Origin of the sequence: Saccharopolyspora hattusasensis (assembly GCF_050972075.1) — a bacterium.
Lineage (GTDB): Bacteria > Actinomycetota > Actinomycetes > Mycobacteriales > Pseudonocardiaceae > Saccharopolyspora > Saccharopolyspora hattusasensis.
In genome coordinates, this window is record NZ_JBPCDC010000001.1 from 8,222,132 (window position 1) to 8,238,080 (window position 15,949).

At 67.0% G+C, this 15,949-nt stretch carries 10 protein-coding genes and 1 pseudogene; 6 read left to right on the forward strand and 5 right to left on the reverse strand.

The window, feature by feature from the left end:
• Nucleotides 1-25 precede the first annotated feature (25 nt).
• Nucleotides 26-286, forward strand: a pseudogene (locus tag ACRXBZ_RS38860) (ATP-binding protein); the annotation flags it as partial.
• Between the two features lie 712 nt (nt 287-998).
• Here ACRXBZ_RS38860 and ACRXBZ_RS38865 read toward each other — a convergent pair.
• Nucleotides 999-3,380: a GH92 family glycosyl hydrolase gene (locus ACRXBZ_RS38865; protein WP_433883333.1), complete on the reverse strand. Its 2,382-nt coding sequence runs from the start codon at nt 3,378-3,380 to the stop codon at nt 999-1,001.
• Nucleotides 3,381-3,887: 507 nt separating this feature from the next.
• On the opposite strand from ACRXBZ_RS38865, the gene ACRXBZ_RS38870 reads away from it, so the two are divergent.
• A complete protein-coding gene (locus ACRXBZ_RS38870) occupies nt 3,888-4,484 on the forward strand; it encodes a cadmium resistance transporter (RefSeq protein WP_433883334.1) in 597 nt (198 codons plus the stop codon).
• Between the two features lie 341 nt (nt 4,485-4,825).
• Here the strand turns inward: ACRXBZ_RS38870 and ACRXBZ_RS38875 are convergent, their stop codons facing one another.
• Together ACRXBZ_RS38875 and ACRXBZ_RS38880 are read right to left on the reverse strand one after the other, a co-directional pair.
• Entirely contained in the window at nt 4,826-9,370 is a 4,545-nt protein-coding gene (locus tag ACRXBZ_RS38875; RefSeq protein WP_433883335.1) for an HAD-IC family P-type ATPase, read from the reverse strand.
• Complete coding sequence (locus ACRXBZ_RS38880) at nt 9,367-9,633, reverse strand: hypothetical protein (protein ID WP_433883336.1); 267 nt, start codon at nt 9,631-9,633, stop codon at nt 9,367-9,369. Before ACRXBZ_RS38880 ends, ACRXBZ_RS38875 begins: the two co-directional genes overlap by 4 nt.
• 282 nt (nt 9,634-9,915) lie before the next feature.
• Here ACRXBZ_RS38880 and ACRXBZ_RS38885 point away from each other — a divergent pair, with 282 nt between their 5' ends.
• The 4 genes from ACRXBZ_RS38885 to ACRXBZ_RS38900 all read left to right on the forward strand — a co-directional run bounded on the left by ACRXBZ_RS38885 (nt 9,916) and on the right by ACRXBZ_RS38900 (nt 14,484).
• Nucleotides 9,916-10,209, forward strand: coding sequence for a transposase (locus ACRXBZ_RS38885; protein WP_433883234.1), 294 nt, complete (start codon nt 9,916-9,918; stop codon nt 10,207-10,209).
• Nucleotides 10,206-11,114 (forward strand): IS3 family transposase, encoded by a 909-nt coding sequence (locus tag ACRXBZ_RS38890; RefSeq protein WP_433883337.1) that lies wholly within the window; start codon nt 10,206-10,208, stop codon nt 11,112-11,114. Before ACRXBZ_RS38885 ends, ACRXBZ_RS38890 begins: the two co-directional genes overlap by 4 nt.
• A 798-nt stretch (nt 11,115-11,912) precedes the next feature.
• On the forward strand, nt 11,913-13,691 hold the full coding sequence (locus tag ACRXBZ_RS38895) for a reverse transcriptase/maturase family protein (protein ID WP_433877661.1): 1,779 nt from the start codon (nt 11,913-11,915) through the stop codon (nt 13,689-13,691).
• A 508-nt stretch (nt 13,692-14,199) separates the two neighbouring features.
• On the forward strand, nt 14,200-14,484 hold the full coding sequence (locus tag ACRXBZ_RS38900) for a hypothetical protein (protein WP_433883338.1): 285 nt from the start codon (nt 14,200-14,202) through the stop codon (nt 14,482-14,484).
• A 55-nt stretch (nt 14,485-14,539) separates the two neighbouring features.
• Here ACRXBZ_RS38900 and ACRXBZ_RS38905 read toward each other — a convergent pair whose 3' ends face one another.
• Together ACRXBZ_RS38905 and ACRXBZ_RS38910 are read right to left on the reverse strand one after the other, a co-directional pair.
• On the reverse strand, nt 14,540-15,016 hold the full coding sequence (locus ACRXBZ_RS38905) for an NUDIX hydrolase (RefSeq protein ID WP_433883339.1): 477 nt from the start codon (nt 15,014-15,016) through the stop codon (nt 14,540-14,542).
• A gap of 164 nt (nt 15,017-15,180) precedes the next feature.
• Nucleotides 15,181-15,759 carry a manganese efflux pump MntP gene (locus tag ACRXBZ_RS38910; RefSeq protein WP_433883340.1) on the reverse strand — a complete coding sequence of 193 codons (579 nt, stop codon included), beginning with the start codon at nt 15,757-15,759 and terminating at the stop codon, nt 15,181-15,183.
• Between the last annotated feature and the right edge of the window lie 190 nt (nt 15,760-15,949).

The window sequence follows — 15,949 nt, forward strand, 5'->3', positions numbered from 1 at the left end:
TCGACCTATGCGGACATCGGCATAGATCGACGACATCGGCATGCTGCCCACCGGGCAAGACGCCGCCGAAGCGTTCTACCGGATCACCGACGCCGCCTACGAACGCCGCTCCATCGCAGTCACCAGCAACATCCACCCCAGCGGCTTCGACTCGATCCTGCCCAAAACCCTCGCCACCGCGACAGTCGACCGGCTACTGCACCACGCACACCTCGTCACCACCAAGGGCGACTCCCACCGACTCGCCGAAGCACTCGCCGGCAAGGGGGTGATCCCGTTGAACTGACCACCCCCCGGAGAACCGCTGTCCATCAACCCGGAACGCCGATGTCCACCACCCCGGAGGCCAACTGTCCACCCATCCGGACTACCAAACGTCCGTTGACACCAGGGAAACGAGACGCCAACGCACATCCTCAACGGGCTGCTCATCGACGCGGTGGCAGTAAGCGAAGCCAGCTTGGCTCACGCACTAAGCACCACCCGGTGAACACCGTGCAGGCGGCAACGCCCTACACAGCACGTTGAATTCTGCAGGCCTGATTGGTTCGGAGGTCGAAGTGGGCTGGTGTGAGCGGCTCGGTGCGCCGCGCGATCGGTTCGTCCCGCCCGAGGTGTGGGTCGATGATCCCGTCACGGGCGGGTTCGTCTCGGTGTCCAGGAAGATCGACGAGGCGCGGTGGCGAGAACTGGTCGAGGCCGACGAGCCGATCATCACGCAGGTCGACGACGGCAAGACCCGGCCTGGAGCCGTCGGGTTTCTCCTGATCTCTGCGCCGGGCGCGGTGATCGTGATCCAGGCGGGCATGCCGACTGCTCCCGTCCAGGCGGCTGCGTTTGCCGAGCAGGGCGGGCACCAACGCGTGGTGCCCGCCCTGCTCGGAATCGTGGGGTTGCCCCCAGTGGTGAGCCCGCGGCTTCCTGGGCTGGTGCCCGGAAATGCCTGCTTGTCTGCGCCGTCGTGGCCGCTCCGTGCCGGAGCCGGAGCTCTGCGGCGGTTACCGTGGGTCGATCGGTGCGGTTCCCCAGTCGTGGTTCGGGGTCGCGTCGAGCGTGACCGTGATGTCGCCGCCGTGGTTCAGGGCCGATTCGGGGAGCCAGGATTGCGGGTGGTCGTGGCCGTCGACTTGCACACTTTGCACGTAGAAGTTGGTCGGGGATGCCTGTGGAGCGGTGACGGTGATCGTTGGGCCGCCGTTCCGCTTGATCCAGGCTTTCGGGAACATTGGGCTCGATAGCAGCATCTCGGCTCGGCTCGGGGTTTGCGGGTACATTCCCAGGGTCGCGAAGACGTACCAGGCCGACATCGTGCCCAGGTCGTCGTTGCCGGGCAGCCCGCCCGGTCCGGTCTTGTACACGAGTGATGCCATCGCTCGTACGGTTTCCTGCGTTTTCCACGGCTGGCCCAGGGCGTTGTACAGCCACGGGGTGTGGATGCCCGGCTCGTTCGTCGGGTCGTAGCGGAAGCCGTCGCGGCCGGTCGCCCACGAACCGTCTGGGCGGTGGAAGAATGCGTCGAGCCGTTGCGCGGCACGGTCGTTGCCGCCCATCGCTCCCGCGAGCCCGGACATGTCGTGCTGCACCATCCAGGTGTAGGTGGCGCTGGTGCCCTGCGCGAACCCGAGGTCGGAGGTCGGTGAGAACGGCTCGACCCAGGTGCCGTCCGACCGGCGCGCCTGCTGGTAGCCGCCGTCCGGCGTTGCCGAAGGGTTGAAGGTGTTGCGCCACCAGCTTGCCCGTGGCATCAGCGCAGCGTATTCGTTGGTGCGGCCGAGCCGCCGCGCCCAGTCGGCGAGTGCGAAGTCCGCGGTCGAGTCCTCCAGCGTCTCGGCCGCGCCGCCCCAGCAGTGGCAGGTGTCCTGAGGCGCGTAGCCGAGCCGCAGGTACTCGGCGAGGTTCGGCCGCTGTCCCTCGCACTGGCCGGGGCAACCGGCGTCGGACAGGCCGGAGGGATGGGGCACGGTGGCTTGCCGGTACAGCGAGTCGAAGGCGCCTTGCACGTCGAAGTTGCGGACGCCGAGTGCGTAGAAACCGGCCAGGGTCGGCGCCGACGGGTCGCCGGTCATGACGTGGGTTGGGCCGTTGATGTGGATCCAGCGGTCCCAGACGCCGCCGTTCTGTTGCGCCAGGTTGTAGAGCGACTGCGCGTAATCGCCGGCGATTCCCGGTTCGAGCAGCGCGAGCAGCTGGGTGTGCGCGCGGTACTGGTCCCAGCCGGAGAAGTTGCTGTACTGCGCGCGCTGGCCGGGTGCGAGCCGGTGCACCTGCCTGTCGCTGCCGAGGTAGGTGCCGTCGACGTCGCTGGCGATGTTCGGCTGGAGGAAGGAGTGGTACAGCGCTGTGTGGAACGTCGTGAGCTGATCGGCCGTGCCACCGGCGACCTCGATGGATCGCAGCTGTTTGTTCCACTCCCGCCTGGCCTCGGCAGCCACGGATTCCACGTCGTCGTTCGGTTTCACCTCGCTCGCGAGGTTCTTCCGCGCCGCGTCGAGGCTCGTGTAGGAGATGCCGACGCGCATTTGCACGTCCGTGTCGGAGGCGGTGTCGAAGGTGACATAGCCACCCGAACCGCGCCCCGCGCGGTTGGCACCGGTCAGGTAGCCCTCGCCGCCGCTCGCAGTCGTGGTGTCCGGGCGCAGCTGGTCGTTGACCCACGTGCCGGTGCTCGCGAAATTCCGGTCGAACGAAGCCACGAAGTAGAGCCGGTAGTAGGTCTTGCGGTTGTTCTCGCCGCCGTTGGCCCGGCGCCCGCAAAACGCGCCGGTCAGCACGGAACCTGTGACCGTGCGGGTGGCCGGGTCGATCGTGATATCAGCGTCCTCGCTGCCGTTGAGCGAGTTGGAGACCCGGAACAGCAAGCTGGCCGCGGACCCGCGGGGATAGCCGAACTCGCCGACACCGGCCCTGGCGGTGACTGAGAGATCGGCGCGCGCCCCGGAGTCAAGCGCGACGGTGTAGCGGCCGGGCTGCGCGGATTCGTTGTCGTGGCTGAACTTGCTCGCGTAGATCGCGTCGGTCGTGTCCGCAGTCGGCGACGACGTCACCTCGCCGACGAAGGGCATGATCGGCACGTCTCCGGCCGCGCCCGGATGGCAACCGGCACCGTTGACGTGCGTCAACGCGAAACCGCGCGTGCGGGGGGTGTTGTAGGAGTAGCCGTTGGCGCCGGCGGCGTTGGTCTGGTCGCCGGCGGTGTTGGTCGGGCTCCACGAGATCATCCCGAAGGGCCGGACCGCGCCGGGATACGTGTTACCGCCGTTGGCGGACCCGATCAAGGGGTCGACGTAGCGGACGGGATCGGCGACCTTGGCAGGCACGGCCTCCGCGGTCGCGGGCAGGAGCGTGGCGACCAGCGCCGCCACAAGCAGAGAGCGGATCACCCCATGATCTCATGCGACTGCGTTGGCCGGAACGTGAATTCCACGAAACCACACGGTGGCTGCTGGACGAGTTCCGAGCACGCCGACGGGCCGGCAGGGCGGGAAGAAAACAGAAAACGCGCAGTACCTCCCTCCTGCTCGTCCGCCCCACGGTCGCCTTGACGTGAAGCGAGCCAGCTCGGGCGTCCGCTGAGTGCTGCGGCAACGGCATCGTGCGACAACAACCCTGCGCCCAGTACCGCTACCCGGCCGGTGCGCGACCCTGATTCGATGGTCTGGCCCAGCTCATCAGCCCGTTCACGATGTGGGTGAGTACCTCGTATGCAACATGCCAGAAGCAACAAAAGAGCCAGCGTGCCGGAAAACCAGTGGGCGTCAATGATGTAGACAAGGGGAAGGAATCCTCACGGCGCTGCAGCCGCGCGGCAATCAGTCGTTCGTGTTAGTTGCTAGCGGGCCGTCGTGGTATCGCGGGGTCACTATTTTCCTGTGATGGCTTTGGGTGGCGTGGTTTTGGCTGCGGTTGTGATGTGGGCGGCCACCAACATCGACAACTTGGTCGTGTCGACCGCGTTGTTCTTGCGGTCAGCGCGGTTGGGTAGCCCGCGTCCGTGGCAGATCCTGGCCGGTCAGTACCTGGGGTCGACGTGCTTGATCGCGGTGAGTCTGCTGGCGGCTGTGGGGCTGATGATCGTGCCGGAGTCCTGGGTCGGCTTGCTCGGGCTGTTGCCTCTGGCGCTGGGAATCTATGGGTTGGTGGGAGCTGTGAGGGCAGGCAAGGGGGAGCGGGATCTGCCAACGATGGGTGTGCTGCCGGTCACCTCGATCGTCGTGGCCAACGGTGCGGACAACCTCAACGTCTACAGCGCCGCCTTCCGCGTCTTCCCCGCAGCGCAGAACGTGTTGACCATCGTGGTCTTCCTGGCGCTCGTCGGGGTGTGGTGCCTGGTTGCGTGGTTCGCCACTACTCGAAAGCGGGTGCTCAGCGTCCTCGACCACGTGCGCCGCTGGCTGGTCCCAGCCCTCTACATGGTCATCGGTACCACGATCTTGGTTCGCACCGGCGTGCTCGCTCACATCGCGTGGTTGAGCGGAATCCGCTGACCAGCAGTCGACCAAAATGTCTACTGTGGCCAAAAGATCTTGACGGTTCCCAGCTGATGCCGTTCGATAGCGCCGCCGCGCTGGCGTGTTCGTCGAGTGCTCCCAGACGTAGATACAGCGGAAGTAATTCAACCGTCGTCGGGTCGCACGCACTACTCATGTCGGGTGTCGCGGGTGCGATCTTCCGCTCATTTGCATAATGGGAATAACCGGAATGCCCTGGTGCACGGCCGGAATCAGATCGGCATAGTCCCACGCAATGGCAAGGCGGGGGCAGGGGCAAGCGACCGCTGGGTGCGACGCTCAGAGGTCAGGGTCTGCGATGGTGGACTTCGCGTGGTCTAGCGCATTTCCGGCGTTGTGGTTGTCGGATTGGGTGTGGTTTGCGCTTGAACTCGTGTGAAGTGCAAGGATCGGCTCCTGTGTCCGTCGCGGTCGTGGGGTGCTGTTTTCTGGGCTGCGTTGCTGTGCTCGGTCACGTGCTCTGTTTTCTTGCCGTGCTGCGACGGCATGTTCTGTTTTCCGCGTGGCCGTGGCTGGAAAACGAGGCCGGCTGCGCTGGCGGCGACGGTGCAGCCCACGGCGATGGCCCAGCCGTGTGGCAACAGGGGTGTGGAGCCGAAGAAGTGGCTGAGGCCGGGCGTCTGCACGATGGCGGCCAGTGCCGCCATGGACACGAGTGCGCCGGCCACGACCAGTGGGGTGCGTCCGCGGATGACCAGGGTCTGGCCGAGTTGTGCGCCGACGAGTGCGACAAGGGCGACGGTGTCGGCGTGTCGCCGGGTTCCCGAGATTCGGCCGAGGACCCAAGCGGTGAACGCGGCGGAGGCGGTGATGATGCCGCGCCGGTAGATGTCGCGGTGCAGTGCGGCACCGAGGGAGGCGTCGGGTCCTTCCTCCAGGAGCATTTCCGGCGTGATCTCCGGTGGGGGGCGCACTGCGATCGCCATCGCCGGGATGACGTCGGTGAGGAGGTTGACCAACAGCATTTGGCGGGCGTTCATCGACCCGCCAGGGGTGAGCAGGCCGGTGGCGACGGTGAAGAGAACCTCGCCGAGGTTGCCGCCCAGCAGCAGGGCCAGGGAGTCGCGCACCGACGCCCACATGGCGCGTCCTTCGACGATGGCGTCCACGATCGTTTCGATGCGGTCGTCGGTGACCACGACGTCGGCGGCTTCCCGGGCGGCCGGTGTGGCGCGTTCGCCGAGCGCGATGCCGATGTCGGCGACCCTGATCGCGGGTGCGTCGTTGGCCCCGTCGCCGGTGACGGCGACGACGCGGTCGGTGCGCTGCAGTGCTTGGACGATGCGTGCCTTGTGCGCGGGGGTGGTGCGGGCGAAAACCGCGATGTTGGCGGCCTTGGCGGCCAGTTCGTCGTCGTCGAGGGCGTCGAGTTCGGTGCCGGTCATGACCTGGTGGTCGTTTAGGATGCCGAGTTCGGCGGCGATGGCTTCGGCGGTGCTGGGGTGGTCGCCGGTGATCATGATGATCTGCACGCCTGCCTGCTGCAGCTGGTCCACCGAGGCGGCTGCGGTGGGGCGGACCGGGTCGGCCAGGGCGATCAGGCCCGTCAGCCGGAGGTTGCGCAGGCGGGAGTCGTCGAGGTCGCGGCGGCCGGTGGCGGGCCGTTCGGCGACGGCCAGCACGCGGTATCCCTGGCGCGCCAACCGGTCGAATTCCTCTTCCACACCATGGCGCGCGGCATCGTCGAAGGCCACTTCCACGCCGTCGCGGCGCCAGTGGGTGCACTGGGCGAGCACGACCTCCGGCGCGCCCTTGATGCTGAGCAGGTGGTCGCTGCCGACCCGTCCGAGCACCATGTGGTAGCCCCGCGAAGGTTCGAAGGGGAGTTCTTCGACGAGTTGCCATCCCGAGGTGCCTTCGCTGGGCTGCACTCCGAGGTCGCGGGCACCGTTGACGACCGCGCGGTCGGTGGGATGCGGCAGGATTTCACCGTTGTCGGCCAGCGGGCTGGCGCGCAGTGCTGCGGCGAGGATCTTTCTCTCCGCTGTGGATAGATTTGCGACGTCGCGGGTGGTGGCCCCATCGGATATCCCGCGTAGGGCGATGCGTCCTTCGGTGAGGGTGCCGGTCTTGTCGAAGCACAGCACGTCCGCTCGGCCCAGCGCTTCGATCGTCGAGGAATTGTGCACCAGGGCACCGCGTTTCGACAGTCGCCGGGCTGCGGCCAGCTCGGCGACGGTGGCGACGAAGGGCAGGCCCTCGGGGACTGCGGCGACGGCCAGGCTCACCGCTCGGCCCAGGGCCGCGCCGATGGGCTGCCGTCGAATGAGGTCCGCGACCAGCAGCAGTCCGCCGGCTCCGATGGAGATCGGCACGGTGACCTTGGTCAGGGTCCGCAAGCGCGCCGCCACCCCTCCGGGGCGGTCCGGGGCGCCGTCGGTGCCTGCCGCGCTGCCGGCTTCGGTGGACGCGGCGGTGGCGACGACGACCGCGACGGCGCGTCCGGCTGCGATCGCGGTGCCCTGGTAAAGCATGCAGTGCCGGTCGGCCACCGCTGCCGCGGGTGTGGCGGCGGTGGTTTTGGTGACGAGTTGGGATTCGCCGGTCAGGCTGGATTCGTCGACCTCGAGCCCGTCGGCTTCCAGCAGGCGGCAGTCCGCGGGGACGGCGTCGCCTGCCACCAGGTCGATGACGTCGCCGACTACGAGTTCGTCGGCGGGCACGCGGGTGCGTTTGTCGTTGCGGCGCAACGCGACCGGGATCGCCGTGGCATCCAGGAGCTTGCGCAGAGCGCGGTCGGCGCTGACCCGTTGCACGCCGCCGATCAGCGCGTTCAACCCCAGCACGCCACTGATGATGATCGCGTCGGCGGTCGCTCCGATGGTGGCGGAGATGGCGGCGCCTCCGGCCAACGCGGGGGTCAGCGGGCTTGCCAACTCGTCCAGGCTCGCGAGTACCAGGCTGGTCCGGCCCTGCGGGGAGTGGTCCTGGCGTCCGAGTGCGCGCTGCTGCGCATCAGCGTCGGTCAGACCGTTCGGCGAGCTGCCGAGCAGTTCCAGCACCGTGGACGGAGACATGGTGTGCCAGGGCGTGCGGGCGGTGTCGGACGGTACCGGGCGTCGACCCGCTTGCATACCCCAATATGTTCCGGCGCCGAGGGCCAGCAGCGCACAGGTGGACACGGGCACGGCCGCGCGGGCTTGGCTTCCCGCGGCAGGTCCGAGTGCGGCCAGCAGGGCGCCGCTGGCGGAGCCGATGACGGCGAGCTGGGCACTGCGGCGGCTGACGGTGCGCGCGGTGGGGATCAACCGCAGCAGCGCGCACGCCTCGCCCAGGCCGGGCCCGGTGATCAGGTGCGCGCCCCACGGGGGCGGACCGTGGCCGGCGACGCCGATTCCGAGATCGGCGGCGGCCAGGCCCGCACGACTACGCGTCGAGACCACGGCGACGCCGTGGCCATCGGCCTGCAACTCCCGCACGAGCGTCGCGAGGCCTGCGCCGGCGGGTGTGATGCGATCGGCATCGAATTGCCCCGCAAACCGCGTGTCTGTTCCGGCGAACACAACCGAGCCCACCTCGCGGGCCGCGGCGAGTAGCTCGTCGGTCAGGGGCGCCGATTCCTCCTCGACTTCGACGAGGGCAACCTGGTGCCCGTCGCGGTCGAGTGTGCAGGTGTGCACCCCCGGACCGGCCGCCTGCCGGAACGTGCCTTCCCGCTCCACGTGCGACAGATCTGCGTCGCCCAGTTGCGACAGCGCCCAGCCGTCACGTTTCGCGTCCGCGTGCACCACCACTCTGACCAGGGCGTGGGCCCGCTCCCACAGTCTCGCGATGTCGACCTCGCCGTTGAGCGGAATCACGTCGCGCACACGCTGCGTTCCGGTCTGCACGGCGGCCGCGTCGATCACGACGGTGTCGATCCGGTCCAGCCTCCGCAGGATTCGTGGATCGACCACCAGCGCATGGCGCTCGGAGACCGCGACCCCGAGCTGGGCCGCGAACGCATCGCGGCCCAGCCCGGCCGCTCGTGGCACACCCGCCACCAGAAAGCCCTGTGCGCGCTGCAGGTTTCGTGTTACCGCCAGGGTTCCGAGGAAGGCCGCGGGCCCGGCTACCGCCGATGTGTTCGCTACGCGCTCGATCGGTCCATTGGGCAGCGGTGCCGGGCGGGCGCCGACCTCGACGGGCTCACACCGGTGGTACTCGGGCCGGTCCCCGAACTCGCCTTCCCGCCGCGCCCAGCTTCGCTGCACCGCCTGGGACTCCCGCACCAGGCAGAACCGATGCGCGGCATCAGACAACAAGGTCGTCGGCCGCTGGGCCAGGGTGTTCGCCGCAGCGCCCCCGAGACCGAACAACAAATCCGTGGCCGCCCAGCCCACTCGCGCCTGAACGGCGCCACGGATGCCTTGCACGGCATCGGCGGTGGAGATCAACGCCGGAATCGACGGCGGCACGGCGGGTACCGGCAGCCAGCGGGCGGCCACGGCATAACCCAAGCCCGCCAGGTTCGCCCCCATCACCACCGTGTTGCCGAACACCCTGGCGACATCGCCTGGGCGCACCGCGCCGGCCTCGCGGCGAGGACGCTCGCCCATGCCGCTGGCCTGCTCGGCTTCTTCCACCGCGCTGACCAGTTCAGGAAGCTCGATCGACTCCGGATCGTGCCCGATGATCACCCGGCCCAGCGCCGCGTTGACCTCGGCCCACCGCACACCGGGAAGTTCTTTCAGCCGATCGGTGATCTGCTCGGCCGCCGATTCGGTCCCCGGCTCGTGCACGCCGCGCACCTCGATATGCGCGCGCCCGTCCGCGGCCCACGCCCGCCGACTATCGCCGCCACCCAAGACACCGCGCGCGACGGTCACCGCCGGCGCCGCGAGCTGCGACGCCAGAGCTCTCAACCCACCGAGCGCGGTCACGCGCTGGTGCGGTCCGAGCGAGCCCCGGACCTCGCCGGTGCTGAACCCGAGGTTCCCTCACCGGCCCGCTGCGCGACCACCGTACCGACACCGATCGCAGCCGCCACCGGCCACTCGATCACCGACAATGCCGCCAGCGCTCCCAGGCCGCCGTAATACGCCAACTGCAAGGGTGAGGGAAGGTTCTCCCGCACGCTGTTGACCACGCCCGCGACATCCTCACGACCCGGGATGTGCACCTCCGGACGACGAAACTCCCCCATGCCAAATGGCAGCTTTACCGTGGCAGTCCGCGGGCCACTGGCCTTCCCCGACGCGCCCTGCGAGCGATCACCACGGGAACCACTGGTGCGTCCCGCTTCAGACTTCGCGTTCGGGGGTCTTGTAGCCACGACGTCTCCTCAAGCAGAACCGGCAACGAGTAAGCCGTGAGACTACGTTCGGTGAAGGTCCATTGAAGACTTCACAGCGGGGTTATGCACCGTTCGAGGGAGGGTGATCCTGGGTTTCCCCTCGTACCGTAGAGGCATCGCCGATGAGGAGTGATGGCCGTGGAACGGCGGCATTTCGATCGAGAGTTTCGGGAAGGCGCGGTCCGGATCGTTCGGGAGACGGGCAAGCCGATCGCGCGGGTCGCCCGGGAGTTGGGGATTAAGGAGGGCACGCTGGGTCGGTGGGTGAACCTCGACCGGCGGGCTCGTAAGGGCGACGGGGCGCTCAGCGAGAGCGAGCGTGACGAACTGAACCGGTTGCGTAAGGAGAACGCCGAGCTGGCCATGGAGCGTGATGTGCTCAAGCGCTCGGCCGCCCTCTGGGTCAAGGACGCGATGGGGCGGTGAGCCTCGCTGTCTTGATCGCGGCTCAGAGGGTGGAACACGGTATCCCGCACGCGGTGTCCTGCCGCGCTCTGGGGGTGTCGCAGGCGTGGTTCTACAAGTGGCGTCGTGGTGATCCCTCGCTGCGGCACAAACGCCGGGTGGCGTTGGCGTCGGTGATCGCGTATTTGTTCAGGGTTCATCGCGGCACCTACGGGTCGCCGAGAATCACCGCCGATCTGCGGGAGATGGGCTGGCGGGTCTCGCCCAACACGGTGGCGGTCCTGATGGCCGAGTCCGGCCTGGTGGCCCGGGGCAGGCGGCGACACCGGTCGGCGACCAGGCCGGACCGGAGGGCCCGGAAGGCACCGGATGCGGTGCGCCGGGACTTCCGCCCACCGGATCGGCCCGACGAACGCTGGTGCGGTGATCTCACTGAAATCCCCACCGATGAGGGAAAACTCTATTTGGCAGCGATCCTGGATCTGTATTCCCGCCGCTGTGTCGGGTTCGCCATGGGCGCCCACCACGACGCCGAGCTGGCCCGGGCGGCGCTGTGCGTGGCCATCGCCATCCGCGGCGGATCCGTGCAGGGCGTAGTGTTCCATTCCGACCAGGGCGGCGAGTACACCGGTAACATCTTCGTCGCGGCGTGTCGCGGCGCCGATATCACCCAGTCCATGGGACGCACCGGCTCCGCGCTGGACAACGCGGTGGCCGAGTCGTTCAACTCCACCCTGGAGTTCGAACTGCTCAGCACACGCCGTTTCACCACCCGCAGGCAGGCTCGGTCGGCGGTGGCCGCGTGGATCGACGAGTACAACACCGTCCGCCGCCACTCCACCAACGGCATGCTCAGCCCCATCGCCTACGAACACGCACGAACCACTGAGGCGAACGCACCCCAGGCACCGAGAACGGCGGCATGAAATACCAATCGAGGCGGCTTCGCCGCCACTGTCCACACCAGACCGCGCCGCGCAAGGCTACGGGGCCGCTCCTCCGGCCTCAAGGGTCGCTTCGCGATCGCTACGCGACGGGCCAGCGGCCCGCCCTTGACCCCGGAGCCTCTACGGCCCCTAACGCGCAGCGGCACGGGCAGGACCCACGGCCCCGCCCGCCCCAGCAGCGCGGCGCTGACCACAACCAACAACATCCCTACAAATCAACCCTCTACAGTTTCAGGGGATTGCTGCGCCACGAGGCGCCTTGGATATATGCCCTGCTCAGCAGGGAGAGATTGGAGGTGGATTTCTGGGTCTGATGGCTGACCGGAGCCCGAAAGAGCGCAAGGGAAAATAGCATGCCAGAAAACCAGCGGTCGTGCCCAGGCGTGTGGGGCGGCGCGCTGGGGGACCCGGCGTGATATGGCGAAAGCTGGATTGCCTGAAGCCCAATCTCCAGTTGGTGCAACTGAACGCCCGCCGGAAGAAAACGCCTGAAACCGGTGTCGTCTCATGCGGCAGGGTGTCAATCCACCTGCTGCAACCTTCTGAGGCGAAGCGATGTCCAATGAGGACATTCAAGGAGATGAGTGGGTCGCCTACGTCACGCTAGAACCGTATTCAAGGACGAACGTGGGATCGCCTACGGGGCGCGAGCCCTACGGCGACAGAGTGCCCGTAGTAGTCGCAGGAGTGACGACCTGCCAAGGAGGACGGGAAGGCCGTCCGCAGGGCGAAGGGGCACAGGTGATCGGACACCATCGAGACCGGGAAGGATGCGAAATGCAGAGTGCTGAAACGGTGCTGGGTGTCCTCCGTGAACGCGGCAGGAAAGGTCTGCCGTGCAACGAGTTGTATCGACAACTGTTCAACAAGGATCTGTATCTGCTGGCCTACGGACGCATCTACGCCAACCAAGGTGCGATGACGCCCGGGGTCGGCCAGGAAACCGCGGACGGCATGTCGCTGGAGAAAATCAACGCCATCATCGAAGCAACGCGTCACGAACGCTACCGATTCTCTCCCGCACGGCGGACCTACATCCCGAAAAAGAACGGGAAGCTACGCCCGCTTGGGCTGCCCACCTGGTCGGACAAACTTGTTGGCGAAGTGGTGCGCCTGCTTCTGGAGGCCTACTACGAGCCACAGTTCTCCGACCGATCGCACGGGTACCGTCCCGGCCGGGGCTGCCACACCGCGTTGCGGCAGATCACCAACACCTGGACCGGCACGGTCTGGTTCATCGAGGGAGACATCTTCGACTGCTACGGAAGTCTTGATCACCAAATAATGATCAAGATCCTGGCGGAAAAGATCCATGATGGACGGTTCCTGCGGCTGATACGCAACATGTTACGGGCCGGATACCTGGAGGACTGGGTATACAACACCACCCTCAGCGGTGCGCCACAGGGTGGGACCGCCTCGCCCATCCTCTCGAATATTTACCTGGACAAGTTGGACAAGTTTGTCGAGACCGTTCTTATCCCGCAACACACCCAAGGGCAGCGCAGGGCTCGCAATCCTGCCTACCAGAAAATCAAGGACGGTCTGAAGGAAGCGCGACGACGCGGCGATCGGGCCAAGGCCCGAACACTGCGTGGCCAGCTTCGCCGCCTACCGGCCGGGGATCCCCATGATTCTGGCTATCGGCGGCTGCGCTATTCGCGCTACGCGGATGATCACCTGTTGGGTTTCACCGGACCCAAGGTCGAAGCCGAGAGAATCAAAGATCAGCTGGAGACGTTCCTGCGTGACGAACTCAATCTGGAACTATCCGCCGACAAGACACTGATCACGCACGCCCGGACCCGGGCAGCGCGATACCTCGGCTATGAGATCATCACCCAACATAACGACACCCGCATCACCGGTGGTCGTCGAACGGCCAACGGACAGATCGCGCTGCGGGTGCCACTCGATGTGATCACGGCCAAGAGCGCCCCCTACCTGCGACACGGCACACCGTGGCACCGCAGTCCCATGCAGAATCTCGACGACTACGACATCGTCAAGACCTACGGGAACGAATACCGGGGCATCGTCCAGTACTACCTGCTCGCCATCGACGTCTGGCGGCTCTCCCGGCTCCGCTGGGTCGCCGAGACGTCGATGCTCAAGACGCTGGCGGCAAAGCACAACTCCACGGTGAGCAAGATGGCGGCCCGTCACAAGGCCAAGATCTCCACACCGCGAGGGCTGCGCACCTGCTTTGAAGCCCGCGTCGAACGCGACGGCAAGCAGCCACTGGTCGCACGGTTCGGCGGGATACCCCTTGCACGGAACAGGGACGCAAAGCTACACGACCGCGTCCCCATGCCGGTTCCTCATCCCCGTAAGGAGCTGGTCTCCCGGCTCCTGAAGCGGCGGTGTGAGTTGTGTGGCGATGCGGCCAAGGTGCTCGTGCACCAAGTCCGCAAACTCACACAACTCGGGGAACCCGGCCCAGATCAGCCCGTCTGGGCGGCACTCATGACCAGGATGCGCCGCAAGACCCTCGTGGTCTGCCATCCCTGCCACCAGGCCATCCATCACGGGCACCCCGCCGCGAACGCGGCATAGATCGCTGGAGAGCCACGTACTGGGAAACTAGTCCGCGTGGTTCGGAGGGAGGCCGCGCCGGAAAAGGACCTGCTCAGCAGGAACCTCGCCGCGCGGCCCACCCTGTCCAGGTGATCCACGATGGACGGGGTATGACAACAGAAGCCGTCGTTTGTGGATCTCGTCCCAGCCGAAGCCAAACAGGCGACTCGCGTGCTGGCCAACCAGCTTGGCCGCCGATGGCTCCATGCCAGGCGGGGCGTCGACGCGGAAGTCCTTTACCGCTTTCGGGTTTGTCGTGGGGCCGGTGCCGACCGGGGTTGCCGGGCGCACCCCGCACATCAAACGCTGTGGAAACACAACGTTTGAAGGGACCAAGTGCGGCAACGACCCCGAGCCCCACACGTCTCGACGCGCGGCGCGTTCGTCGTATCCAGGGGTAAAATCGTGCAGTTCGATTGGTCCGGTCCGGACGATGTCGATGTCGATGTCAAGGCTGGCCATGTGGAGTCTGTTGTGAGGAGGGGCCATGGCTACCAAGCAGCGGAAGCCGGCGGGTGATGAGGGGACGACGGTGAACCTCCCCGGTGTCACGGCCGAGTTCCACCGCCCGGATCATTACATCCCAACTCGTGACGATCTTACTGGCGCGGCCGAGACTGTCCGGGGCTATCTCCCATCCGGCCAGATGATCGCCTTCTACGGTGGTCTTGGAGCGCTGGCGGTGTTGTCGGTGATCGAATGGCCGGTGGCGGCGGCGATCGGCGTGGGCGTCGCGGTCGCACAGCGTGCCGGCAGCGCGGCGTCGACGTAATCCGGTTGCAGATTCCAGGCGCGATCGAGCCGCTGAGCATGCTGCGACGGGACTCTCAGGCCACGTGTACCTGTGCGGGCTGCGCCAGTGCGTGCATCAGGCGCAGTCTCATGCTCGGGTGGATCGGGAGATCGTCTAGGGCATCGGTTTCCGTCCACGCGGCGTTGATCGTTTCTTTGTGGTCCGGGCGTGGTTCACCGCGCAGCGGTGTGGCGTGGAAGCACACAGCGAACTGCTGGCGCACCTCACCGCTGGAGTACACCATGACGTGCCCCGGGTCGGTATAGACGCCGGCGAGGCCGGTCACGGTGACGAGGACGCCGGCTTCCTCCTCCACCTCGCGTACCACGGCATCCAGCGCGGACTCCCCGACGTTGACCTTCCCGCCCGGCAGTTCCCAGTTGCGGGTATCGATGCGCTGTACCAGCAAGACCCGGCGGTGGAGGTCGCGTGCGACCGCGAACGAGGTGGGAGCCAGTGAGTTGGCCACGGGGGCGTTCGGGTCGTGGTAGTACTCCGATTGCCGTGGCACACCAACGAGAGTAGACGGCCCGGCAGGTGCGACGCCCGCCGAAATGGCTCGAGCGTGGCCAGGCGGTTTCATTCGTTGATCGGCCGGGTGCCGCGGTCCCTGCGCAGTGGGCTCACGTCCGTCATTCTCGTCGCCTTGGGCCTCTTGCGTGACTGACCGGGTGCTCAGATCATCCCTAGGCCGGTTGCCGCGCTGATTGCGAGGAGGACGGCTCCGGCACAGAGTTCGCTGTGCTTGCTGAGGCGTTCACCGAAGCGGGCGCCCAGATGGGCACCCAGTTCCAGGCCGAGCAGCGACAGGGCCACACTCGCGGTTCCGATGATGATGGCGGCCAGGACGATCGCGGTGTGATACGTGCCCAGGGTGAAGCCGATGATCAGGTTATCGATGCTGAGGGCGGCGCCGACGGCACAAAGCTGCGGCAGCCGCCAGGTGTGGATGTCGGTTCTTCCCGGGTTGGATCGTGAACGCGTCGCCGATATGACGGTGTAGAGCCCGGTGAGGCCCAGCAGGATCGCGCCGGCCATTGTCGTGACCTCGCCGAAGCGCATCGCGGCCTGTTGACCCAGCGTGAGGCCCAGCAGCGGCATTGCTGTCTCGAAGGACCCGAACACACAGGCGACTTTCAGCCGCAGTTGCGCGTCGACGCCGAGCAGGCCGAGGGCGATCGACGTCGCGAAGTTGCCCAGCCCGGGCGACAAGGCGATGACGATGAGTCCCGCCAGCGACAGCACGGCGCTCACGGTAGCGACGACGGCGCCCCGGCGCAGGGCTGTTTCGGGGTTCGCCCGGCGTTGACCTGTCTTACGCTGGTAATTCGGCAACGTGCTTGTGTGTCTGGGAGGCGGGTCGTGGCTACAGCGGCGCCGAACGCAACGTCGGGCGCTGGTGCGTGGCCGGAGCAGCGCTCGCGAGCTGCGACGGCCAGCCTGC

Coding starts and splice junctions, on each gene's coding strand:
- ACRXBZ_RS38880 (WP_433883336.1), bottom strand. CDS start 9,633: ATGGGGGAGTTTCGTCGTCCGGAGGTGCACATCCCGGGTCGTGAGGAT.
- ACRXBZ_RS38885 (WP_433883234.1), top strand. CDS start 9,916: ATGGCCGTGGAACGGCGGCATTTCGATCGAGAGTTTCGGGAAGGCGCG.
- ACRXBZ_RS38895 (WP_433877661.1), top strand. CDS start 11,913: ATGCAGAGTGCTGAAACGGTGCTGGGTGTCCTCCGTGAACGCGGCAGG.
- ACRXBZ_RS38900 (WP_433883338.1), top strand. CDS start 14,200: ATGGCTACCAAGCAGCGGAAGCCGGCGGGTGATGAGGGGACGACGGTG.